General features: G+C 74.1%; 16 protein-coding genes. 9 read left to right on the top strand and 7 right to left on the bottom strand.

What is annotated here, in order from left to right; all coding sequences use genetic code 11:
- Window positions 1-275: 275 nt before the first annotated feature.
- Entirely contained in the window at window positions 276-1,862 is a 1,587-nt protein-coding gene (gene dnaA / locus FB586_RS01930; protein ID WP_136517636.1) for a chromosomal replication initiator protein DnaA, read from the bottom strand.
- Window positions 1,863-2,337: 475 nt separating this feature from the next.
- Here dnaA and rpmH point away from each other — a divergent pair, with 475 nt between their 5' ends.
- The 8 genes from rpmH to FB586_RS01890 all read left to right on the top strand — a co-directional run bounded on the left by rpmH (window position 2,338) and on the right by FB586_RS01890 (window position 12,732).
- Window positions 2,338-2,475, top strand: coding sequence for a 50S ribosomal protein L34 (gene rpmH / locus FB586_RS01925; RefSeq protein WP_043601468.1), 138 nt, complete (start codon window positions 2,338-2,340; stop codon window positions 2,473-2,475).
- Window positions 2,476-2,486: 11 nt separating this feature from the next.
- The gene (gene rnpA, locus FB586_RS01920; RefSeq protein ID WP_136517635.1) at window positions 2,487-2,852 is read left to right on the top strand and encodes a ribonuclease P protein component; all 366 of its coding nucleotides are present in this window, start codon (window positions 2,487-2,489) and stop codon (window positions 2,850-2,852) included.
- A complete protein-coding gene (yidD, locus tag FB586_RS01915; RefSeq protein ID WP_136517634.1) occupies window positions 2,849-3,145 on the top strand; it encodes a membrane protein insertion efficiency factor YidD in 297 nt (98 codons plus the stop codon). The genes rnpA and yidD overlap by 4 nt, the downstream gene beginning before the upstream one ends.
- Before the next feature lie 21 nt (window positions 3,146-3,166).
- Complete coding sequence (gene yidC, locus FB586_RS01910) at window positions 3,167-4,312, top strand: membrane protein insertase YidC (protein ID WP_136517633.1); 1,146 nt, start codon at window positions 3,167-3,169, stop codon at window positions 4,310-4,312.
- 54 nt (window positions 4,313-4,366) lie between these two features.
- On the top strand, window positions 4,367-4,876 hold the full coding sequence (locus FB586_RS01905; RefSeq protein WP_136517632.1) for a Jag family protein: 510 nt from the start codon (window positions 4,367-4,369) through the stop codon (window positions 4,874-4,876).
- Window positions 4,877-8,391: 3,515 nt separating this feature from the next.
- Window positions 8,392-9,060 carry a 16S rRNA (guanine(527)-N(7))-methyltransferase RsmG gene (gene rsmG / locus FB586_RS01900; RefSeq protein WP_222928259.1) on the top strand — a complete coding sequence of 223 codons (669 nt, stop codon included), beginning with the start codon at window positions 8,392-8,394 and terminating at the stop codon, window positions 9,058-9,060.
- Window positions 9,061-10,492: 1,432 nt separating this feature from the next.
- Window positions 10,493-11,428 (top strand): ParA family protein, encoded by a 936-nt coding sequence (locus FB586_RS01895; RefSeq protein WP_136518253.1) that lies wholly within the window; start codon window positions 10,493-10,495, stop codon window positions 11,426-11,428.
- Entirely contained in the window at window positions 11,425-12,732 is a 1,308-nt protein-coding gene (locus FB586_RS01890) for a ParB/RepB/Spo0J family partition protein (protein ID WP_136517630.1), read from the top strand. The genes FB586_RS01895 and FB586_RS01890 overlap by 4 nt, the downstream gene beginning before the upstream one ends.
- Before the next feature lie 301 nt (window positions 12,733-13,033).
- On the opposite strand, the gene trxA is transcribed toward FB586_RS01890, so the two are convergent.
- From trxA to FB586_RS01860, 6 genes are all read right to left on the bottom strand, one after another.
- A complete protein-coding gene (gene trxA, locus FB586_RS01885) occupies window positions 13,034-13,366 on the bottom strand; it encodes a thioredoxin (RefSeq protein WP_136517629.1) in 333 nt (110 codons plus the stop codon).
- Window positions 13,363-14,403 carry a thioredoxin-disulfide reductase gene (trxB, locus tag FB586_RS01880; protein ID WP_136517628.1) on the bottom strand — a complete coding sequence of 347 codons (1,041 nt, stop codon included), beginning with the start codon at window positions 14,401-14,403 and terminating at the stop codon, window positions 13,363-13,365. Before trxB ends, trxA begins: the two co-directional genes overlap by 4 nt.
- A 141-nt stretch (window positions 14,404-14,544) precedes the next feature.
- Window positions 14,545-16,407, bottom strand: a complete 1,863-nt coding sequence (locus tag FB586_RS01875) for a protein kinase family protein (RefSeq protein ID WP_136517627.1) — start codon at window positions 16,405-16,407, stop codon at window positions 14,545-14,547.
- 138 nt (window positions 16,408-16,545) lie between these two features.
- Window positions 16,546-18,210, bottom strand: a complete 1,665-nt coding sequence (gene murJ / locus FB586_RS01870) for a murein biosynthesis integral membrane protein MurJ (protein ID WP_246036327.1) — start codon at window positions 18,208-18,210, stop codon at window positions 16,546-16,548.
- Window positions 18,207-20,372 (bottom strand): DUF6049 family protein, encoded by a 2,166-nt coding sequence (locus FB586_RS01865; RefSeq protein ID WP_136517626.1) that lies wholly within the window; start codon window positions 20,370-20,372, stop codon window positions 18,207-18,209. Before FB586_RS01865 ends, murJ begins: the two co-directional genes overlap by 4 nt.
- Window positions 20,369-20,923, bottom strand: a complete 555-nt coding sequence (locus tag FB586_RS01860; RefSeq protein WP_136517625.1) for an NUDIX hydrolase — start codon at window positions 20,921-20,923, stop codon at window positions 20,369-20,371. Before FB586_RS01860 ends, FB586_RS01865 begins: the two co-directional genes overlap by 4 nt.
- A gap of 168 nt (window positions 20,924-21,091) precedes the next feature.
- Between FB586_RS01860 and FB586_RS01855 the strand changes: the two genes are divergently transcribed.
- On the top strand, window positions 21,092-22,600 hold the full coding sequence (locus tag FB586_RS01855; protein WP_281276643.1) for a CCA tRNA nucleotidyltransferase: 1,509 nt from the start codon (window positions 21,092-21,094) through the stop codon (window positions 22,598-22,600).
- Window positions 22,601-22,621: the final 21 nt, after the last annotated feature.

The following is a 22,621-nucleotide window of genomic DNA, read 5'->3' as shown; positions in this document are numbered from 1 at the left end:
CGGGGATGTGGCCGGCGCGGGGGCGTGGGCCGGCGGCGGGCGGCGTGAGCGCCGGGCCGCCTGGTCGGTCGCAGGGGCGTCGACGAGGTGTCCCGGGGACGCGGGGGCCCAGGGCGCTGCGGAGCGGGACGCGGTGGGACGGGACGCGGGCAGGGGTCGCCGGCCCCGGCACGCGGGAAGACGTCGCACGGGAGGGTGCCCTGCGCGGTGAGCGCCGGGGACGTGCCGGACGGACGTGAGGACCTGCCCCGGCGGGGCAGGTCCTCACGGTCGGCTCAGCCCCGGTGCTGCTGCTTGATGCGGTTCGTCAGCTCGGTGACCTGGTTGTAGATCGAGCGGCGCTCCGCCATGAGCTCGCGGATCTTGCGGTTGGCGTGCATGACGGTCGTGTGGTCACGCCCGCCGAACGCCTGGCCGATCTTGGGCAGCGACAGGTCCGTCAGCTCGCGGCAGAGGTACATGGCGATCTGCCGGGCGGTCACGAGCACGCGCGACCGGCTGGAGCCGCACAGGTCCTCGATGGACAGGCCGAAGTAGGCGGCCGTCTGGCCGATCACCGTCGTCGCGGTGATCTCCTGCGTCTGGTCGTCGGTGATGAGGTCCTTGAGGACGATCTCCGCGAGCGAGACGTCGACGAGCTGGCGGTTGAGGTTCGCGAACGCGGTCACGCGGATGAGGGCGCCCTCGAGCTCGCGGATGTTCGTCGAGATCTTCGACGCGATGTACTCGAGCACGTCGTCCGGTGCCTGCAGCCGCTCGCTCGCGGCCTTCTTGCGGAGAATGGCGATACGCGTCTCGAGGTCCGGCGGCTGGACGTCCGTGATGAGGCCCCACTCGAACCGCGACCGCATCCGGTCCTCGAAGCCGTTGAGCTGCTTCGGCGGGACGTCCGAGGTGATGACGACCTGCTTGTTCGCGTTGTGCAGGGTGTTGAACGTGTGGAAGAACTCCTCCATCGTCTGTTCCTTGCCCTGCAGGAACTGGATGTCGTCGATGAGCAGGACGTCCACCTCGCGGTAGCGGCGCTGGAACGCGCCGGCCTTGCCCTCGCTGATGGAGTTGATGAAGTCGTTCGTGAACTCCTCGGAGTTCACGTAGCGCACGCGCACCGCGGGGTAGAGGTTCTGCGCGTAGTGCCCGATCGCGTGCAGCAGGTGCGTCTTGCCCAGCCCGGAGTCCCCGTAGATGAACAGCGGGTTGTACGCCTTGGCCGGTGCCTCCGCCACAGCGACCGCGGCCGCGTGCGCGAACCGGTTGGACGAGCCGATGACGAAGGTCTCGAACAGGTACTTCGGGTTCAGGCGGGCAGGCTCCGACAGTCCGCGCCGCGCCGGCCGGACGTCCTCGGCGAGGCTGCCGTCGACGGCCCGCAGGGCCGCACGCCCGTCGCCGCGGTCGTGGTCCGCCGGCTCGGCCGATCCCGCCGGGTCGCCGGTCCGGTCGCCGGGGGAGCGGTCGTCGCGCCCGTAGCCGCCGAAGCCGGCGGAGGAGACGAGCGAGAGGTCGGGGCGCAGGTCGTCGTCCCGCCCGAACCTGTCGTCGGCCGGGGCCGCCGGCGACGACGGCACGACGCGGAGCGCCGGCGGGACGTCGTCCGCGACCTCGGGGTCGACCGTGATCGCGAAACGGCCCTCGCGTCCCAGCGCCTCGGACAGCGCCGACGTGACCTCGCCCCGCACACGCGACTCGAGGTACTCCTTCGTCAGGTCGTTCCCGACGGCGAGGATCATCGTGCCGTCGAGCAGGCCCAGAGGGTGCGCGAGGCGGACGAACGCCAGCTGGCGCGGGGTGATGTCGGGGCTCGCCTCGAGGGTCGCCACGACGTGCCCCCAGACGCGGGCGGGTTCTTCGTCCTGTGACACGTCCTACCTCGATGATCGGTCTCGCGGTCCGGCGAGTCTGGCACGCGGGCCCGTCGTCCACATAGTTGTCCACACCTGTGCGCTCACCGCTGGGGTGGCGCGGACGACCGCACCCGGGGGGTCGCGAGAGCGGTCCCGCAGACGGTCGTCGCCACCGCCTGCCCGACCGGTGGGCCGTCCGGCGCGCACGGTGCGGCGCGGGGAGCGACGTCGACCGATGCTAACGGTGCGGCGCGGGCCGCAGAAGGGCCCGGTCCCGTCGGACCCGTGCGCGCGGTGCGCGTGCAGGGCCGCGGACGCACGTCCGCATTTGACCGGGTCGTGGCCGGCAGCGTAACGTGGTCCAGCCTTTGACGGCTCCATCCGGCGCGCCCAGACGCCACTCACACGGCTCCCCGTGTGCTCCTGAGGAGCGGTCGAGCACCTGGACCTGGTCGCGCACGTGTGCGGCCGCCCCGAGAACGTGGAGATCGTCGTGACCAAGCGCACCTTCCAGCCGAACAACCGGCGCCGGGCCAAGACGCACGGCTTCCGCCTGCGCATGCGCACCCGTGCCGGCCGCGCGATCCTCGCCGCGCGCCGTCGCAAGGGGCGCGCCGAGCTCTCGGCCTGACCCGCACGCCGGTGCTCCCCGCAGCGCACCGGATGCGCCGCTCTGCCGACTTCCAGCAGACGGTGCGTCGCGGTGCGCGCGGGGGGCGACCGACCCTCGTCGTGCACGTCACGACCACGACCGACCCCGGTCCTCCGGTGGTCGGTCTCGTCGTGTCTCGGGCCGTCGGCGGTGCGGTCGTGCGCAACCGGGTGCGCCGGCGGCTGCGCGAGATCGTGCGGGCACGTCTGGGGGCCCTCCCGACGGGCGCCCGCGTCGTCGTCCGCGCGCAGGCCGCGGCAGCGTCGGCCTCGTTCGCGCGCCTGGAGGCGGACGTCGACGCCGCGCTCGACCGGGCCCTGCGGCGAGCCGGCGACGCCCGAGGGGTCGTCCCATGACCGTGCGCGCACTCGGGCGTGAGCTGCGCCGCCTCCCGGCCCGTGCGCTGCTCGGCCTCCTGTGGCTCTACCGGCACCTGGTGTCGCCTCTCACGCCCGCGACCTGCCGCTTCTACCCGTCGTGCTCCACGTACGCGGTGATCGCGGTGCAACGGCACGGTGCGCTGCGGGGGACCTGGTTGGCCGCCCGACGCCTCCTGCGCTGCCACCCCTGGAACCCCGGCGGCGTCGACGACGTTCCACCGGCGCGCGATGCGCGCCATCATCTCGACGCGGTCACGTCCGCGCACTGAGCTCTCGAGGAGCACTTCCCGATGGACTGGATGGACGGCCTGCTCTTCCCGATCATGGTCGCGGTGGCCTGGATCATGGTCCAGTTCCACGACCTGCTGACCACGCTCGGCCTCGACCCCGCGGGGGGTGCGGCGTGGGCCCTGTCCATCGTCGGCCTCGTGATCGTCATCCGCATCCTGCTGATCCCGCTGTTCTTCAAGCAGATCAAGGCGTCGCGCGGCCTGCAGCTCGTGCAGCCGGAGATGCAGGCGCTGCAGAAGAAGTACAAGGGCAAGACCGACCCGGCCTCCCGTGAGGCGATGAGCCGGGAGATGATGGAGCTCTACCGCAAGCACGGCACGAACCCGTTCGCGTCCTGCCTGCCGCTGCTGCTCCAGTCGCCGATCTTCTTCGCGCTGTTCCGGGTGCTCTACGAGCTGCCCCGCCTCGCCGACGGGACGTACCCCCGCGGTGAGTCCATCGGCCCGATGACCAAGCAGCTCGCGGCGCAGGCCGAGGCCGCGACGATCTTCGGCGCGCCGCTCTCGGGCACGTTCATGCAGGCCGACGGCAACTGGAACATCCGCATCGTCACGGTGATCCTCATCATCGCGATGTCGGTGACGACGTTCACGACGCAGCGCCAGCTGACGATGAAGAACATGCCGCCGGCCGCTCTGCAGGGCCCGATGGCGCAGCAGCAGAAGATCCTGCTCTACGTCCTGCCGCTGGTCTTCGCATTCTCGGGCGTGAACTTCCCGATCGGCGTCCTCATCTACTGGACCACGACCAACCTGTGGTCGATGGGCCAGCAGTTCTACACGATCCGCCGCATGCCGGCGCCGGGCTCGGAGGCCGAGGCGGCGCTGAAGGCACGCCAGGCGCGCAAGGCCGCGCGCAAGGGAGTCGGGATCGAGGAGAGCTCTCAGGGGCCGGTCGCCGTGATCGAGGAGAAGCCGCGCGGGCAGCGGGAGCAGCCGAAGCGCAAGGACCGTGCCAAGGCACGGCCGTCGCAGGCCCCGACGAAGCCCGCGTCGCCCGGCGCGGGCGGGACCTCGGGCAAGGGCAAGGGCGCTCCGCCGTCCGCGGGGAAGTCGCGCCCTCAGGGCGGCCGACCGTCGGGGACGACCCGTGCACCCGGGAAGAGCTCGGGCAGCGGGGCCGTCGACGGTCCCGACGCCTCCTGACGGCAGCACCACACGGACGTGGCCGCGGTGACGCGGCGTCTGATCGGAGGAGACATGAGCACACAGCCGGAGACCGCGGTCGACGCCGACGTCGTGCGGCGCCTCGAGGAGGAGGGCGAGATCGCCGCCGACTACCTCGAGGAGCTGCTCGACATCACCGACCTCGACGGTGACATCGAGATCGACGTGGACCACGGCCGCGCCGCCGTGGAGATCCTCGCCGAGGACGGCGACGACGCCTCGCTGCAGCAGCTGATCGGTCGGGACGGCGAGGTCCTCGACGCTCTGCAGGAGCTGACGCGGCTCGCGGTCCAGACCCGCACGGGGGAGCGCAGCCGCCTGATGCTCGACATCGCTGGCCACCGTGCGCGCCGGCGTGCGGAGCTGGTCGCGGTGGCGAAGGAGGCGATCGAGCGCGTGCGGGAGTCGGGCACGCCCGTTCCGCTCGCCCCGATGAACCCGTTCGAGCGCAAGGTCGTCCACGACGCGGTGGCGGACGCGGGCCTGGTGAGCGACTCGGAGGGTGTCGAGCCGCAGCGTCGGGTGGTCGTGCGTCCCGCCTGACGGCGGCGGAGTCCCTCGACGAAGGGCGGGTGACCGGACGGTCACCCGCCCTTCGTCATGCTCTGGCGCCCGGCACGGCGTGGTTCCACGTGGAACACCGGTGGCGGGTGGGCGTGTGCGCCGATGGTCTGCTCTGCGTCGCACCGTCAGGGGCGTGGCTGCGCACGTGGCCGATCAGACGAGGACGGGCGTCGTGTCCCTCCCACCGGGGCACGAACTGTGCGAGGGCCGGCGCAGTCTGGGGAGTGGAGGGCTGGACGCGACAGCGCGGGGCGCGCAGAAGCGGCGGCGTGTCTGCGCGCGCGGATCTGCGGGCCGGTCGGAAGTCGGTCGTGAGCGGTCGAGCACTCCTGGTGCCGACCGGCGCTCGCGAGAGGCGAGCTGTACGAGGGTGAGTCGGGAACAGGCGGCGCGCGAGAGCCTGTGCGGGTATCGCTGATTCGAGGCGTCCGACGATGGAGCGTCCGTGGTTGTCGGATATTCCGTGGTCACGCCATCGGCCTCGAGGTCGAGGTCGCTAGGAGTTGTGGCACAGCAGCCCACGCGGAGCAGGCGAGGGCGGGGATGACGGTCGCCGGCTGGCTGAAGGGCGGGCGACGGGATCGAGGCAGCGCCCCGGCACCGGCGGCGTCGGCCGCCGGGGGGACGAGTGACGGGGGCCGCTCTGCGTTGTCACGACGTCGCGCGGTGCAGCCGTGCGCCGGCGTGTAGCGCCACGGTGCCGGGGTGTTCCGCTGGCCGCATGCAGGGACGCCGCCCGCGTGCCGTCCGACACCGGTTCCGCCACCGCGCGGAGCGGCGGGACGGCGGCGGGACGGCACGGACCCGGTTCTCCGCATACCGCCGCCGCGCAGGGTGGACCGTTCCACGTGAACGCCCCGCCATCTTCACCGGATGACGGTGCCCGGTTCCGTTCCCATTGCTGTTCTTCGTCGCGCTCGACGCAGACCCGCTCGTGAACAGGCTTCGTTCCACGTGAAACGGCGCCCTGCCGATCTCCCGTCTTGCCGTTTCACGTGGAACGGTCAGGAGTTCTGCGGCGCGCCTTCTGAGCGAGTAGCGGTTCGGGCACGGTCCCGCTGTGGCGAACAGGGTTGGGGGGCGCGCCCACACGTCGTCGCGTAGGACGCGTCGTCGGTTTTGGGTGCGTGCGCGGGCCGCAGCAGCGGGGGGTCCGGTCGGGGACCCCGAAACCCACCACCGAGCGCGGCCGTTTCACGTGGAACGGGCCCGCTGCGTTCGACCAGGGTGTGGGACGGCGAGGCCGGGCGTGGAGCCGCAAGGGACTGCCGTGAGCGGGGACTGGCCGCCGACTGCCACCCCTCCTCGACCGCCACCGGTCCTCGTGGCCGCGCATCGTTCCTCGATGCTCGTCCGTCATGGAGCTCGTTGCTGCGCGGCGCCGCCAGCCCGGCGAACGACGGCATCACGACGTACCGGAGAAGGCGATGTCCATGGGCGTGGCGACCGGCCTCGCACGAGAGGTAGAGCCCCGTTGGAGCACGGGCGTCGCGCTCACGGGGGAGAGCCAGCCTGCCGCGCCACGACGGCTCGCCGCGAGGGCCGGGACATGCGCGCGACCGAGGAGTGTGAGCGGGTCAGGGCGCCGTCCACCGACGGACAAGCGCCGAGCGACGCGCCGGTCCGATGTGAGACCTATGGCGCCGGGGCCGCGCCGCCGCAACCGCCCGTCCTGCGCGGCGCGACGCTCGCCCGTTCGGAGCCGAGCCGACTGCCCTGGATCTCCGGGCGCTGGCACGCGCCGTCGAGGACAGACGGACGGCCCCCGACGGAGGAGGCCGCAGAGCGGGCCTGCGCGACCCGTATCCTCTCGACACCTCCAATCCCGCGCCTCTTGCGCTGCGTCCCACCCGCCTGTGCACGGCGTCCGCACCGGCTCCACCTCGCCGCGCGGTCGTCTTCCCCGTCCGGGAGCCCGGTCCCATCGAGATGCGCGTACCGGCGGGGCCTAGTCCGCGAACTGGCCGGCTACCCCCGCCGCTTCTGCGCCGAGGAGTCGCTGTGATGGGAGCGAAGCGAGTGAGGCCAACCCACGCCAGCGCGCACGAAGCGGCGCACGGTACTTCGCTTCCCCGCCGTTCCCGACGAGTGGGCACCAGACACCGATGGGCACCGCCGCACTGGCGGATGGGGCATGAGCGGTCCACGTTCCACGTGAAACAGCGCGGCACGTAGCAATCTCGTCTCGACCTTCCGGGGACGATTCACCCGCCTGCGTCGACGCGCGAGACACGAGGGCGCCAGCACACGAAGCAGCCCTTGCCGAAGCGAGGCACGCCACGACGCAGGCAGCCTCGGACGGGAGCGGAGGGGGTCGTCACGTCGGGCAGGCGGCCTCGGGCGCGGCCGGACGGACCGTCCGAGCACCAACGGACCAGGCACGGTGACCGTAGGGGCGACAGGGTCGGTCTGTCGCGGGCGTCCCGGGAGCAGCGCGTGTCCGGGGGGACGGGGGCGCGCAGCCGTGCCTGTCGTGCTTGCCCGCGGAGAGGCGCGCCAGCTCGATCGCGTCGGAGAGGCGCAGCACCGGTACCGGACGGGTCCAGTGTTGAACGGTGCGGAGAGACCGTCGCGGATGGGTGCCGTCCTGGGCAGGACAGTGCCGCGCCGGGCAGGACAGTGCTGCGCAGGGCAGGACAGTGCTGTCCAGGGCAAGGACGGTGCTGCGGAGAGCAGGACGGTGGTGCGGGGGGCAGGACGGTGCTGTCCAGGGCAAGGACGGTGCTGCGGAGAGCAGGACGGTGGTGCGGGGGGCAGGACGGTGCTGTCCAGGGCAAGGACGGTGCTGCGGAGAGCAGGACGGTGGTGCGGGGGGCAGGACGGTGCTGTCCAGGGCAAGGACGGTGCTGCGGAGAGCAGGACGGTGGTGCGGGGCAGGACCGTGCTGCGCGAGCAGGATGGCCTCCCGCCGCGGGCGGCTCGGCGGGAACCGGCCGCCACGACGGACTGCAACAGCGCTGCAGAACGGCAAGCGCTGGCGGGCGGTGCTCCGCTGCGACACGGCGGCACAGGATTCTGGTTCGCCTCGCTCGCGGCGCCCTACGCGGTCCGCACGCCGCCGGCGCTGCCCGTGCGCTGCGGAACGTCGCGTTCGCCCGCTACGGGGCGAAGAGCGGGATGGACCGTCGAGCGATGACAGCAGGACGAAATGCCGAGTCGAGTCCCGCGGCAGCGGTCCGCCAGCGGGCGATCGGCACGTGATGACGCTCGTGGCCGAGGGATCGGCGAACCCTCGACATCGACGCGGCGGACGTGGGTCTCCTCTTCGCGACTCCGATTCACGTCGTGCTGCGCGCTCGAGGAAGCACAGTCCGGGAGATCTGTGGACTCGGCCCGCATGCGCCGGTGCGCGTCCACCCGGACGGCGGATGCGCCTAGTAGCGTGGGCCCGCGGACGCCGGCGACGGGTCCGCCCGTGAGAGGACCGCCGCACCGCCGCGGCTCGATGTCGAACCGGGGGTTGTCGAGTGGTCGGAGAACCGGACGCCGCAGCGGTGACCGAGGCCGAGGCGGTCCGGGACCCCTGGGAGGGCGACGCGCGGCTTCCGGAGTTCTTCGCTGACGCCTGGCCCGCCGTCGAGCGGTTCCACCGGATGCTTGTCGATGAAGGTGAGCTGCGTGGGCTGATCGGACCCCGCGAGGTGGGCCGCCTGTGGGAGCGTCACCTGCTCAACTCCGCCGCGGTCGTCCCGTTCCTGCCGGAGACCGGCGTGATCGTCGACGTCGGTTCGGGCTCGGGCCTGCCGGGCATCGTCGTCGCCGCGATGCGCCCCGAGGCGCAGGTCGTGCTCGTCGAGCCGATGGAGCGACGCACCACCTGGCTCGACGACGTGGTGGCGGCGACCGGGCTGGTGAACGTCACCGTCCGACGGGCTCGTGCACAGGAGCTCGAGGGTGCGATCGAGGCCGACGTCGTGACGGCCCGTGCGGTGGCGGCGCTGGACAAGCTCTTCCGCTGGACCGTCCCACTCGTGCGTGACGGCGGTGTGATCGTCGCTCTGAAGGGATCCCGTGCTGCCGAGGAGCTGACCGCCGCGGCCCCCGTGCTGCGCAAGCTGCGACTGGTCGACGCGCAGGTGCACCGCGCCGGGACGATCCCGGGCGTCGAGCCGACCCACGTCGTGACCGCCGTACGGGGAGGGGGCGGCGCCGGTGTTCGGTAGGAAGAAGCGGCGCGAGGAGAAGGCGCGCGAGGCGGCGCAGCGCAGCGCGTCCGAAGCGCGCACCGCCTCCACCGGCGGCGTCCTGGGCCGCGCCGACGGTCCGCCGGGTGACGCTGAGACGTCGTGGGTCCCCTCGAGGTCGGCGTTGACGCATCCCGACCCCTCCGCTCCCGTCGCAGCCGGGGGCGATGCCGCCCTCGGACGCTCCACCGTCGTGACGCCGGCGAGCGCCCGCCATGGCGGAGCCTCCGATGCGGCGAGCACGTCCGGCAACACCGGAGTGGGGGCGCGGAGTGACGGCGCCTCTCCTCAGGTCGTGGGCACGACGGACTCGGGAGGTGCCGAGACGGGTCGGGCGCGGCCGTCGGCGGCAGCCCAGGAGATGACGCCGCTCGCCGACGTTCCCCCGCGTTCCAGCGCGGAAGCGTCGAGCAGTCCTTGGGTGCGCAACGGCGGCTTGGGGGACGCCGACTCCGTGGCCGTTTCACGTGGAACGACGCCGGTTCCGCAGGCGCTCGGACGGCTCGAGTCTGCTGATGAGAGCTCGGAGCCGGCCTCGGGGGAAGCCGGCGAGCGTGATGGCGCCCCGAGTGCACGAGCCGAGAGCGGCGACGCGGGGCTCCCCGCGTCTTCGCCCGTCGCGCGTGGCAGTGGCGCGCCGGCCGAAACGGGCGCCGCCGTTTCACGTGGAACCGAGCGCGATGCCAGCTACAGAGGCGGCGGTGAGGGGCACACCGCGACGGCCACCGCGGCCGAGATCGCAGTCGACGGGCGGACCGAGGTCGCCGCGGGTACGCCTGCCGCTCCGCATCCTGGCGACGACCGCACGGAGCATCCCGCGGCAGACGACGGCGCGAGCGCCGTTTCACGTGAAACGTGGCCCGAGCCGGTCGAGGATCGGGCGACGCCGACGCACGAGAACGACCCGGACGCCGCCCTGCTCGAGGGTGAGCGGAGCGACGTTCCACGTGAAACGGCCACCCGCCCGGACGCCGCCCCGACATCCGGCGTCGCCCCTCGCGCCGACGGCGCAGAGGGACGCCCTCGGCGCGCCGGGACGCGTCCACAGCCGGTCTCCGTCGCGGACGTCGGCGCCGTCTACGCGTGGCAGACTGAGCCGTCACCTTCCCCCGAGGCTGACTCGCCCGCTGCGGCGTCCGCGCACCACGCGCTCGCGACGCCGGCCCGCGTGACGTCGGACGTCGGGGACCAGCCCGATGCGATCGCGTCGGCGGCCCAGGGTCCCGTACGGGGCGGTGACGTCCTGGACGACGGGGAGGGAAGTGCTGTGACCGGCAGCGGGCGAGAGTCCACCATCGCGACCGCGGCGTCGACGACCGAGACGGCTCGCCCGGGGGCAACCGACCCCGACGAGCTGCGCCGCGCCGCTCTGGTCGAGAGCCTGCCGCGTCCGTCCGACGACACCCCGCTGATGGCCGAGCTCCAGCTCGACGCCCGCCGGCGGATCGAGCTGCGCGGACGCAAGTTCCCGCGCCCGCCGCAGACCCGCGTCATCACCGTGGCGAACCAGAAGGGCGGCGTCGGCAAGACCACGACGACCGTGAACCTGGCCGCCGCGCTCGCGCAGGCGGGCCTCAAGGTGCTCGTGCTCGACAACGACCCGCAGGGGAACGCGTCGACAGCGCTCGGGATCGACCACCGCGCCGGTACCCCCTCGATCTACGAGGTGCTCGTCGACAGCGCCCCGATGCAGGACGCCGTGCAGGAGAGCCCCGAGATCCCGGGCCTCTGGTGCCTGCCCGCGACGATCGACCTCTCCGGCGCCGAGATCGAGCTCGTCTCCATGGTCGCCCGGGAGACACGCCTGCGGACGGCACTCGACGCGTACCTGCAGTGGCGCCTGGACCAGGGCATGGAGCGGATCGACTACGTCTTCGTCGACTGCCCGCCCAGCCTCGGCCTGCTCACCGTGAACGCGTTCGTCGTGGCGCGCGAGGTCCTCATCCCCATCCAGTGCGAGTACTACGCGCTGGAAGGACTGTCGCAGCTGCTCAAGACGATCGACCTCATCCAGGCGCACCTCAACCCCACGCTCCGGGTCTCCACGATCCTGCTGACGATGTACGACGCGCGGACCAACCTCGCGCAGCAGGTCGCGGAGGAGGTGCGAACGCACTTCCCGGACCGCACGCTGCGGACCACCGTGCCGCGCTCCGTGCGCATCTCCGAGGCGCCGAGCTACGGGCAGACCGTCATGACCTACGACGCCGGGTCCTCGGGTGCGCTCGCGTACCTCGAGGCGGCGCGCGAGCTCGCGGAACGAGCGGTCGGGGCGACGACCGCGAGCAGCACCGCCGCCGAGGACGTCCCGTCCCAGGCGCAGGTCCCTGGACAGGAGGATCAGTGAGCGAGAAGCGGCGCGGCCTGGGACGCGGACTCGGCGCCCTCATCCCGACGGGGCTGGACCAGCCCCGCTCGACGGCGGAACGACCGGTCGACGTGTTCTTCCCCGACAACCGCAAGGACGCGGCCGCGGAGAAGACCGCGGACACGACGACGGAGGACCGGGGGACACCCGCCGACGTCGAGCGTGAGGGTGCGCCGCCCGTCGGTGACGCCGGCACGTCGGCCCCTGCTGCACCCGGTACGACCTCGGACTCGGCGCCCGCCGAGCGGGCCACGACCCCCGCGCCGGACGGTGCAGGGATCCCGGCCGCCGGAGGCGCCGGCGCGAGCACCAGCGCGGACGCGGCGAATCCGGCCGCACGGCTGACCACCGCCGACGCTTCCGGAGCCGGCGGGGCGGGCGTCGACGCCTCCAGCATCGACGCCGTCGTGACCGGTGCCGCCGACGCGGACGCGCCCGCAGGCGACGAGGACGGCCTCGTCCCCGTCCCGGGTGCCCGCTTCGCCGAGCTGCCCGTGGACGCGATCCGGCCGAACCCCCGCCAGCCCCGTTCGGTGTTCGACGAGGACGCCCTCGCGGAGCTCGTGGGCTCGATCCGGGAGATCGGCGTCCTCCAGCCCGTCGTGGTCCGTCCGGTCGACGAGGGCTACGAGCTGATCATGGGGGAGCGGCGCTGGCGCGCGACCCAGGAGGCCGGCCTGACGACGATCCCCGCGATCGTCCGGGAGACCGAGGACGGCGACCTGCTGCGCGACGCGCTGCTGGAGAACCTCCACCGTGCCGAGCTGAACCCGCTCGAGGAGGCGGCCGCGTACCAGCAGCTCCTCGACGACTTCGGCTGCACGCACGAGGAGCTGGCGGCTCGCATCCACCGCTCCCGCCCGCAGATCTCGAACACGCTCCGCCTGCTGCGCCTCCCGCCGCTGGTGCAGCGTCGTGTCGCGGCCGGGGTCCTGACCGCGGGGCACGCCCGTGCACTGCTCGGACTCAGCGACGGTGCGGCGATCGAGCGACTGGCGCAGCGCATCGTCGCCGAGGGTCTGTCGGTGCGCGCGGTGGAGGAGATCGTCGCCCTCGGTGGTGACGAGTCCGCGCCCAAGCCGCGGCCGCGGCCGCGCGCGGGCGTGCGGAACGAAGCGCTCGACGAGCTGGCCTCGCGCCTGTCCGACCGCTTCGAGACGCGCGTCAAGGTCGACCTCGGCAAGACGCGGGGCAAGCTCACGGTGGAGTTCGCGTCCGTGCAGGACCTCAACCGGATCCTGGCCTCGCTGGCACCCGACGACCCGGGCATCCTGCGACGCTGACGCCTGCGCCAGCGCGTTGACGGGCCGCTTGGTGACGTCCTCGGCGCCCCAGAACGGCCTGCTTCTGGCCTCTCAGGGCTTCTCCACGAAGTCGTGTACCGGTAAAGCCCGCGTCGGGCGTGCGTGAGTTCTCCCAGAGCGATCGTGCGAGAGACCCACGACGACGTCCTGCCACCCGGTCGCGCCAGCCCGGGGCACGCGGTCGCCGCCGTGACGCGTCCCACCGTCGGGGTACGACAACGCCCGGACCCCCGCAGCCGACCGGCTGCTGACGGGCCCGGGCGTTCGCCGCGGGTCTGGGTCAGGACTGCTGCGCGAGCAGCTCCTCGACCGCCTCCTTCAGGACCGCCTTCGGACGCGCCCCCACGAGGGTCTTCTCGAGCTCCCCGCCGGAGAAGAACGCGATCAGCGGGATCGACTGCACCTGGTAGTCCTGGCTCAGCTGAGGGTTCTCGTCCGCGTTGACCTTCACCACGCGCACGCGTCCCTCGTAGTCGTTCGACAGCTCCTCGAGCACGGGGGAGACGAGCCGGCAGGGCCCGCACCAGGGCGCCCAGAAGTCGACCACGACCGGGAGGTCGCTCTCGAGGACCTCCGCGCGGAACGTGGCGTCGGTGACGTCGGTCGTGCTCATGCCTGCACCTCCGGGACGGGAGCGGTGGCCTCGGCCGGCACGACGGGGTTCTCCACGTCGGACGTGTACGCGAGGCCGGCGAGGTAGTGCTGGGCGTCGAGGGCCGCGGAGCAGCCGGAGCCGGCGGCCGTGATCGCCTGGCGGTAGGTGTGGTCGACCAGGTCGCCGCACGCGAAGACACCGGGCAGGTTGGTGGCGGTCGTCCGGCCCACCACCTGGACGTACCCGTTCTCGTCGAGGTCCACCTGCCCGACGAGCAGGTCGGAGCGCGGGACGTGGCCGATGGCGACGAACAGGCCGCCGGCCTCGAGCTCCCGCGTCTCGCCGGTGCGGGTGTCGCGCAGCGTGACGCCGGTGACCTTCTGGTCGCCGTTGATGCCGACGACCTCGGCGTTCCACTCGAACTCGATCTTCGGGTTGTCGAACGCGCGCTGCGCCATGATCCGTGAGGCGCGGAGCTGGTCACGGCGGTGGACCATGGTGACCTTCGAACCGAAGCGCGTGAGGAACGTCGCCTCCTCGACGGCCGAGTCCCCGCCCCCGACGACCACGATCGGCTGGTCGCGGAAGAAGAAGCCGTCGCAGGTGGCGCACCAGGACACGCCGCGTCCGGACAGCCGCTTCTCGTCGGGGAGGCCGAGCTCGCGGTAGGCGGAGCCCGTGGCGAGGATGACCGCACGGGCGCGATACACCTCGCCGCTGCCGGTCGTGACGACCTTGACGTCACCGGTCAGGTCCAGCGCCGTCGCGTCGTCCCAGAGCACGGTCGCGCCGAACTTCTCCGCCTGCTTCTGCATGTTCTCCATGAGCTCGGGGCCCTGGATGCCGTCGGGGAAGCCGGGGAAGTTCTCGACGTCGGTGGTGTTCATGAGCGCACCACCCGCGGTGACCGAGCCGGCGACCACGACGGGCGCGAGCCCGGCACGGGCGGCGTAGACCGCGGCGGTGTACCCGGCAGGGCCTGACCCCACGATGACGACGTCACGGACGTCGTCGGCCGGGGTGCCGGACTGCGCGGCGGGGGTCTGAGCGGTCACAAGTGCCTCGCTGGTTGGTCGGGTGCGTCGCGCGGGCGACGGAGCCGCCGTCGGCGGCCCTGTTCTGCCCGGTCAAACCGATCGTAGGGTGCTTCTGTTCCCACCCGCCGGACGGTCCGCGGCGGCGTGGCCGGGGCCTGGTCAGCTGACGCCGAGCTCCGGCAGCTCGATGCGGAACCGGCCGTCGGGCATGGTCGGGAGCTCGGTGAACCAGATCGTGATGACGTCGGTCTCGACGGGTTCGGCGAAGGTCAGCGCCGTCTCGGGCCCCATGGGTCCGGACGCGAGCACGTCACCCTGCGTCGGGGCGTCGCCGCTGGTGGCCCGCACCTCGACGTTCCCGCCGGACCCGTTGACCTGGAGCGTCACGCCGCTGACCGCGGTCGCCTGGGCGAGGCGCAGCTCGAGGCCGACGCCCTCCTTGAGGCCCGCGAAGTCCGGTCGGTTGTACGTCTGCGAGAACCAGTACGTCCCGGGGTCGCCGTCGGTCGCGCGCGTCACGGCCTCCTCGTGCTCGCCGTCCGCATCGGAGGCGTCCAGCGACCGGATCCCGATGACGACCGGGGGGCCGGCGGCCGGCTGCTCGGGCGAGGCCGGCGGCTCGGAGCCGTCGTCCGTCGGCTCGGACGGCGCGGACGAGGCCGTCTGCTCCGGCTCCGTGCCCCCTCCGGTGAGGTCGGGGGACGTGAAGAGCGCACGGGCCGCCAGGACGAGCCCGACCAGCACGGCGAGCCCGACGAGGACGAGGACGAGGCCGGTGGCCCCGAACCGGCGCCGCTCCTCCGGCTCGTCCTGCTCGAACGGGAACGGGTCGTCGCCCCCGTCGTCCCAGGCGCCGCCCCACGGCTCGTCCTCGGCGGGGCCGGCGGGTGCCACCGAGGGCGGGGGACCGCCGTGGCCTGCGGCCACCGGAGGGATGGTCGCGGGCAGCGTGGGCGGTGCGGCAGCCGCCGCTGCGGCACCCGCCGCCGCGCCGGCGCCCGCCGCGGGCAGCGCACTCGTGCGCTCGATGCGCGGCCCCGCTCCCGGCAGCCCGCTGGCGCGCGCGGGAGCCGCCGGGGGAGGCGTCCCGGGTCGCACGACCCCGGGCGGTGCCTCGTCGAAGACGGTGCGGACCGACTGACGCGGTACGCGCACGGGGGCCGTCTCGGTCTCGACGTCCGCTGCGGCCGGAGCAGCCGCGGCCGCACCGGCCGTCGCTGCGTCCACCGGTCCGTCCGCCGCACGTCCGACGCGGATCTCGCCCCACGGCTCGAGCTCGTGCACCAGCTCGCCCGGGGTGTGGGGGCCGTCGCCGTAGCTGCCGAGCGTCACGGTGCAGAGCGTGTCGAGGTCGTTCGGCACACCCCTCGTCAGCTCGGCCGGCGGGACGGGCGCCCCGTCGAGCACGGGGGCGGTCTCGACGTCCGGGGAGGGGCCGACGCCGCGCTGCTGGTCCGCCGGCCAGCGGCCGGTGAGCGCCGTGTAGAGCAGGCGGACGAGGTCGACCGCGTCGGTCCGGCTCGTGGCTGCCGCGTCGCCCGGGGGCAGGCCGGTCAGCGCGGCGTCGAGCGCGAGACCGGACAGCAGCACGCGCCCGTCGGCGGAGACGTGCACGACGGACGGACGCAGGGCCAGGTGGTGCACGCCGCGGCGGCGCGCGACCTCGAGCGCCGCGGCGGCCTCGCCGACGACGGCGCGCGCCTGGTCCGCCGTCAGCGGACCGTTCTCGACCAGCTGCGCGAGGGACGCACCGACGATCTGCTCGGTGACGACGTAGCCGACGCCCTCGTGCATGCCGACGTCGAGCACGCGCACGAGGCGTGCGTCGGTGACGAGGGCGGCACGGCGGGCCGCGTCCAGGGCGGGGGCGACGTCGCCGGACTGCAGCACGCGCACGCGCACCGGCCGGTCGAGGATCTGGTCGACGGCCCGCCACACGGACACGCCTTCGAGGTCCGACGGGAGTGGTTCGAGGACGCGGTAGCGCCCCGCCAGCACCGTCCCCCGGCCGACCTCCGCCACGTCCGCACCTCCGCCCGTCCGACCAACCGTCCGCAACCGCCGTCGACCCGTCCGTGCGGGTCACCACCGTCCGTGCACCCCGCCCGGCCCGTACCTCCGCGTCGCCCGCGGCAACCGGTACGCACCCCGGAGGCCATGCTAGACGGGTCGGTCCTGACCTCGCCGCCCACGCACCCGTCGCAGCAGCGGCCCGAGCAGCAGGTCCAGCTCCCGGACCCGCAGCAGGCGCAGCGCACCGAGGTACACCAGGCCCATGACACCGCCGCCGACGACGCACTCCAGCACCGCACCCGGGACCCCCTCGACACCCGCCCGGCGCAGCAGGACCAGCACGCCGAGGGCGACCGCCCCGGCGACGAGGGCGGCGAGCAGCGCGCGGACGTGCGTGCGCAGCACGGCGCCCGCGTCGACGCCGCCCAGGCGGCGCCGCTGCGTGGCGAGCGCGAGCAGCGCGCCCAGCAGGTACGACACGCTCATCGACAGACCGGCGGCGGCCACCCACGCGGTGCTCGGCAGCAGCACCGTGCCGAGCAGCGTCCCACCGACCACCACCGCCGCCATCGCGACCTGGATGGGGACCATCCCGCGCGCGTCCTCGTAGGCGTAGTACACGCGCTGGCACATGGACCACGCCCCGAACGCCGGAAGACCGACGGCCATGGCGATCACGACGTCCGCCACCGCGCGGACGGAACCGCTCGGCTCCGTCAGCAGGACGATCCGCGTCACCGGCTCGGCGAGCACGACGAGCGCGACGGCCGCCAGCACCGTGAAGAGCCCGACGACCCGCAGGCCCACGGAGAGCGTCGAGCGCACGGCGTCCGCGTCCTCGTCGTGCGCCTGCGCGGACAGCCGCGTGAACAGCGCAGTCGCCAGCGACACGGTGACGAGGGAGTGGGGGAGCATGAAGATGGTGAACGCGTACTGGTAGGCGGCGTTGCCCGCGACGTGCACCGCGTCGGCGGCCGCACCCGGCGCCGACCATGCGACCCGTTGGACGACGAGGTAGCCGATCTGCCCGATCGCGAGGCCGACGAACGTCCACGTCGCCACCGTCCCGGCGCGGCCGAGCCCGGAGCCGCGCAGACCCCAGCGCCACCGGTACGAGACGCCCGCCCGGCGCAGGAACGGCACGAGGACGAGCGCCTGCGCGACGACCCCGGCGGTCGCGGTCCCGGCGAGCAGCGCGATGCGCCCGGCGTCCCACGCGGACGCGTCCGAGACGTCGCGCCCGAACACCACGATGAACACGCCGAACCCGGCGATCGACACGACGTTGTTGACCACCGGCGCCCACATGTAGGGGCCGAACGACTGGCGCGCGTTCAGCACCTGGCCCAGCAGCGCGTACGCGCCGTAGAAGAACAGCTGGGGGATGCACCACCACGCGAAGGTCGTGGCCAGGGCGATCTGCGCGTCGTCCCCGCCGTCGGTGTAGAGGCGCACCAGCAGGGGTGCGGCCAGCGTGAGGAGGACCGTGAGGCCGGCGAGCAGGGCGAAACCGAACGACAGGAGCCGGTCGACGTACTCCTGCCCCGCGTCCCGCTTGTAGGCGCGGACGACCTGGGGGACGAGGATCGCGTTGAGGACGCCCCCGGCGAGGAGCATGAACAGGACGTTCGGCAGCGTGTTGCCGATCGCGAACGCGTCGGCCGCCTGCCCGGTGACGCCGATCGCGGCAGCCAGGACCATCGCGCGCAGCAGCCCGAGCGCCCGCGACACCGCGGTCCCCGACGCCATGAGCGCGGCACCCCGCCCCACGGCGCTCCGGGACGAGCCCGCCGACGTGCCTGCCTCGCTCACGCGTCTCCCTCCCGGGTCCCGCCGAGCACCGGCAGCGGCCGCGTGCCCTCCTCCTCGCGCATCCGCCGCGCCCCGCGCCGGGCGCTCTGGCCGCGGCGCACGGTCCGGACGATGCCGAGCACCAGCCCGATCGCGAGCAGGACGCCCACGACCGCGGTGCCGACGGACTCGATCGTCGGGGTGGCACGCGCGAGGAACGTCACCGGCGCGGACAGCGGTGTGCCGTCCACGCTCGTGAGCACGGCCTCGACCAGCACCTCGCAGTTCGCGGTGGCGTGCACGGGCACCGGCACGGCGACCTCGCTGCCGGCCGGGACGACGACCGCGTCGCTCGTGCCGGCGCGCAGGCACGCCTTGCGCGGCGTCGTCCGGACGCGGACCGAGGCGTCCGCCGGCAGGGCGTTGCGCACCGAGAACCGGACCTCGCCGCGTGCGCTGAGGATGTTCTGGGTGCTCGTGGGTGCGAGCTCCAGGCCCGCGCGGCGGGCGTCGACGGCGGCGACGACGGCGTCGACGAGCGGCGCCCGCGCCTGCGGGTCGGCACGCCACGCGGTGGACAGCGGTGCGAGGACGTCCTCGTCGACGCCGGAGACGATCGCCGCCGGGTCCTGCGTGACGGACGCGAACGCGTGCGTGGCCGTGCGGGTCTCGTCGAGCCGCCGCACGTGCTCGGCGCCGAGCGCGGCCTCGACGGGCGTCACCGCGGGGAGCGGCTCGCGCACGGCCGGGTCGGACGACGCACCCAGCAGGGACGACAGCGACGAGAGCCGTGCCCAGGGCGCCTGCGCGACCGCGGCGAGGACGGCGTCGACGGCGGCCGTGTCGGGCGTCCACCCGCGGGGAGGTGCGACCAGGAGGTGCCGCGGCCCGCCGGCGGCGTCCCGGGCCACGACCGACAGCTCCGCGAGCACGCGCTGGACGGTGGTCGCGGTGGTGGCGTCGGGGTCGAGCGCGGTCGGGTCGACGAGGAGCTGGGTGAGCACCTCGTCGGGCACCAGGCCCACGAGGCCGTCGGCGGTGGCGGCGGTCCGGGCGCCACCGGGATCGCCGGCCCGCGTGGGCAGGTCGCCGGGGCGCAGCACGAGGGCCTGCGCCCCGGCCGCGGCGGCGAGGTCGGCCGTCGCCTGGTCGGTGGCGGGTCCGGGCGCCCAGAGCACGTCGGTGCGTCCGGCGAACGGGGCGTCCTCCACGTCCCCGCCGGCGACGGCGGCGCGCGACCGCGCGACCGCGGCGCCCAGCAGGTCGGGAGTGCCGGCGTGGGCGAGGGCGGTGAGGTCCGGGTCGCCCCACGGCAGCACGAGGACGTCCCGCCCGGCGGACGCCGTGAGCAGCTCCTCGGCCCACGTGGCAGCGGGGCCGTCGGACGCCCGCGCCGAGGCGACGAGCGCGGGGTCGACGGCGAGCGACACCTCGGGGTGCTCGCGGACGACCGTCAGCACGTCGGCCAGGCGCCCGTCGGCCGCGAGCTCCTCGAGCGCCGGCCCGGCCGGCTCGACGTCGGTCGCCACGTCGGCGGGCAGCTGTGCGGGGCCGACGACCGGCGCGAGCACGGACAGCCGGGCCTGCGGGATCGTGCCCTCGGGGGCCCAGAGCAGGAAGGTGCGCTGCAGCCCGACCCGCCGGGACCCGTCGACGGCCTCCACGGCGAGGCCGCGCGGCCCCCACACGTCGGGGCGGTCGAGCAGGCCGACGTCGTCCGCCGCGACGGTGAGCTCCAGCTCGACCGACGCGCCGGGTGCGAGCGGTCCCGGTGCGGTCGCCACGGCCACCCGGCTGCCGGCCCGGCTGCCCGTGCCCGGCGCCACCGGCTCGTCCAGCCACACGTCGAGGTCGGCGCGCGTGCCGGGTCGGATGCGTTCGATCCGCACGTGGGCGCGCGGTGCGTCGAGCTCCTCGTCGCCGTCGTTCGTCAGGCGCGCCCGGACGGTGAGATCCTCCCCGGGGGCGAGGACGAGCGGCGCGACCTCGACCACCTGGACGCGCACGGGCAGCGCGTCGTCCTCGTCGTCCGCGGCGGCCGTGCGCGCGTCCGTCGCCGAGGAGCCCGGGCGTGGGGACGGGGACGCGGCCGCTCCCTGCGCGGGCGCCGCGAGCAGCACGGCGAGCAGCCCGACGAGCAGCGCCACCAGGGCCGGGACGGGTCCCCGTCGGGCGGCGCTCATGCGTCGGCGGACAGGACCACGAGTGCGGTCCCGGCGAGGCGGCGCTCGTTCGGGTAGGCCAGGCGCGCGGACAGGTCCACGACCCGCACCCACTCGACCTGCTCGGCCTCGCCGTCGGGGTCGTTCTCGACGGTGAGGTCGCCCTCGACGGCGCCGAGCAGGAAGTGGTGCACCACCTTGTGCACCCGGCGGTCGTCGCCCGAGAACCAGTAGTCGATGACGCCGAGCCGGCGCAGGACCTGCCCGGTGATGCCCGTCTCCTCGGCGATCTCGCGGACCGCCGCCTCCTCGGGCGTCTCGTCGCCCTCGAGGTGGCCCTTCGGCAGGCACCACTCGAGGCGGCCGGCGCGGTTGCGTCGCGCGATCACGGCCGCCTCGTACTCGCCGTGGCGACGCGTGACGACGAGCCCGCCGGCGGACGTCTCGTCCACCACCGGGACGGGCACGGGGTGCGGCCGTGGGGTCAGGCGGGCGGGGTCGATACGCAGCCGGTGGCCGCCGGGCGGGGCCGGCACACGCCCGGGGACGGGCGGGTGGGCGGCGGCGGACATGCCGACACTGTAACGAGTCATCCCCTGCTGTCCCCTGTCGTCCGTGTGGGGATGTCATGGAGAGGCCATCGGCGGGTCATGCGGCGGTCGACCGCCGGCCACGATGCGGTCACGCATCGCGACCCGCGGCCCGTCGGCGGGGACGGCAACCTCTGGCAGGCTTGTCCGGTGCCGCGCGAGACCGACGACCGACCGTCCACCTCCCAGCCGCAGCCGACCCTGCAGCAGCTCCAGCGCCGCGCGATCGACGTGCTCACGCGCATGGCGCCGGACGCCGGGCCGCTCGGGGAGGCGTTCCGTGCCGCCGGGCACGAGCTCGCGCTCGTCGGCGGCCCGGTCCGCGACGCGTTCCTCGGGCGGGCGAGCCACGACCTCGACTTCGCGACGTCGGCGACGCCGGACGAGGCCGAGCCGCTGCTGGCCGCGTGGGGGGACGCGCACTGGGACGTGGGCCGCGCCTTCGGCACGGTGGGCGCCCGGCGGTTCGGCGGCCGCCGCGGGCCGGGGTCCCAGGACGTCGTCGTCGAGGTGACGACGTACCGCACGGACGAGTACGACCCGTCGTCGCGCAAGCCGGTCGTCGCGTTCGGCGACACGCTCGAGGGCGACCTGTCCCGGCGGGACTTCACGGTCAACGCCATGGCGGTCCGCGTCCCCGACCTCGTGTTCGTCGACCCCTTCGACGGCATGGGCGACCTCGCCCGGCGCGTCCTGCGCACCCCCGTGGACCCGCGGCAGTCCTTCGACGACGACCCGCTGCGCATGATGCGCGGCGCCCGGTTCGTGGCGCAGCTCGGCTTCCGCCTCGACGACGACGCCCGCGCCGCGATCGTCGACATGGCGGAGCGGATCTCGATCGTGTCCGCCGAGCGGGTACGCGAGGAGCTCGTGAAGCTGCTGCTGGCCCCGCACGCGCGCGCCGGCCTCGAGGTCCTCGTCGACACCGGCCTGGCCGACCACGTCCTGCCCGAGCTGCCCGCGCTGCGGCTCGAGATCGACGAGCACCACCGCCACAAGGACGTCTACGAGCACTCGCTCATGGTCCTGGAGAAGGCGATCGCGCTGGAGACCGGGCCCGACGGCGCGGTGCCCGGGCCCGACCTCGTGCTGCGCCTGGCCGCGCTGCTGCACGACATCGGCAAGCCCCGCACCCGCCGGTTCGAGCCCGGCGGCGGCGTGAGCTTCCACCACCACGAGGTGGTCGGCGCGAAGATGGTCGCCAAGCGGCTCAAGGCGCTGCGGTTCGACAAGCAGACCGTCCAGGACGTCGCCCGGCTGACCGAGCTGCACCTGCGCTTCCACGGGTACGGCGAGGGGGAGTGGACGGACTCGGCCGTGCGCCGCTACGTGACGGACGCGGGTCCGCTGCTCGAGCGGCTCCACCGGCTCACCCGCTCGGACTCCACCACCCGCAACCAGCGCAAGGCGGCCCGGCTGTCGGCGGCGTACGACGACCTCGAGACGCGCATCGCGCGCCTGCGCGAGCAGGAGGAGCTCGCGGCGATCCGCCCCGACCTCGACGGCACGCAGATCATGGCCGCGCTCGGCATCGCCCCCGGCCGTGAGGTGGGGGAGGCGTACCGGTACCTGCTCGAGCTGCGCATGGAGCGCGGACCGCTCGGCGAGGACGCAGCGCGCGAGGAGCTGCTGCGCTGGTGGGCGGCGCGTCAGGGCTGAGGCCCACGACGGGGGACCGGC

The sequence above is a fragment of the Cellulomonas telluris genome (assembly GCF_004886325.1).
In the GTDB taxonomy this organism is placed as follows: Bacteria; Actinomycetota; Actinomycetes; order Actinomycetales; family Cellulomonadaceae; genus Cellulomonas; species Cellulomonas telluris.
The sequence above is the reverse complement of the archived record's forward strand: the minus strand, read 5'-3'. Positions and strand labels throughout refer to the sequence as shown.

What these genes read in the sequence shown, in the direction of transcription:
- yidD (WP_136517634.1), top strand. Translation starts at nt 2,849, where the DNA reads ATGACCGTGCGCGCACTCGGGCGTGAGCTGCGCCGCCTCCCGGCCCGT.
- yidC (WP_136517633.1), top strand. Translation starts at nt 3,167, where the DNA reads ATGGACTGGATGGACGGCCTGCTCTTCCCGATCATGGTCGCGGTGGCC.
- FB586_RS01905 (WP_136517632.1), top strand. Translation starts at nt 4,367, where the DNA reads ATGAGCACACAGCCGGAGACCGCGGTCGACGCCGACGTCGTGCGGCGC.
- FB586_RS01895 (WP_136518253.1), top strand. Translation starts at nt 10,493, where the DNA reads ATGGCCGAGCTCCAGCTCGACGCCCGCCGGCGGATCGAGCTGCGCGGA.
- trxA (WP_136517629.1), bottom strand. Translation starts at nt 13,366, where the DNA reads ATGAGCACGACCGACGTCACCGACGCCACGTTCCGCGCGGAGGTCCTC.
- FB586_RS01865 (WP_136517626.1), bottom strand. Translation starts at nt 20,372, where the DNA reads ATGAGCGCCGCCCGACGGGGACCCGTCCCGGCCCTGGTGGCGCTGCTC.
- FB586_RS01860 (WP_136517625.1), bottom strand. Translation starts at nt 20,923, where the DNA reads ATGTCCGCCGCCGCCCACCCGCCCGTCCCCGGGCGTGTGCCGGCCCCG.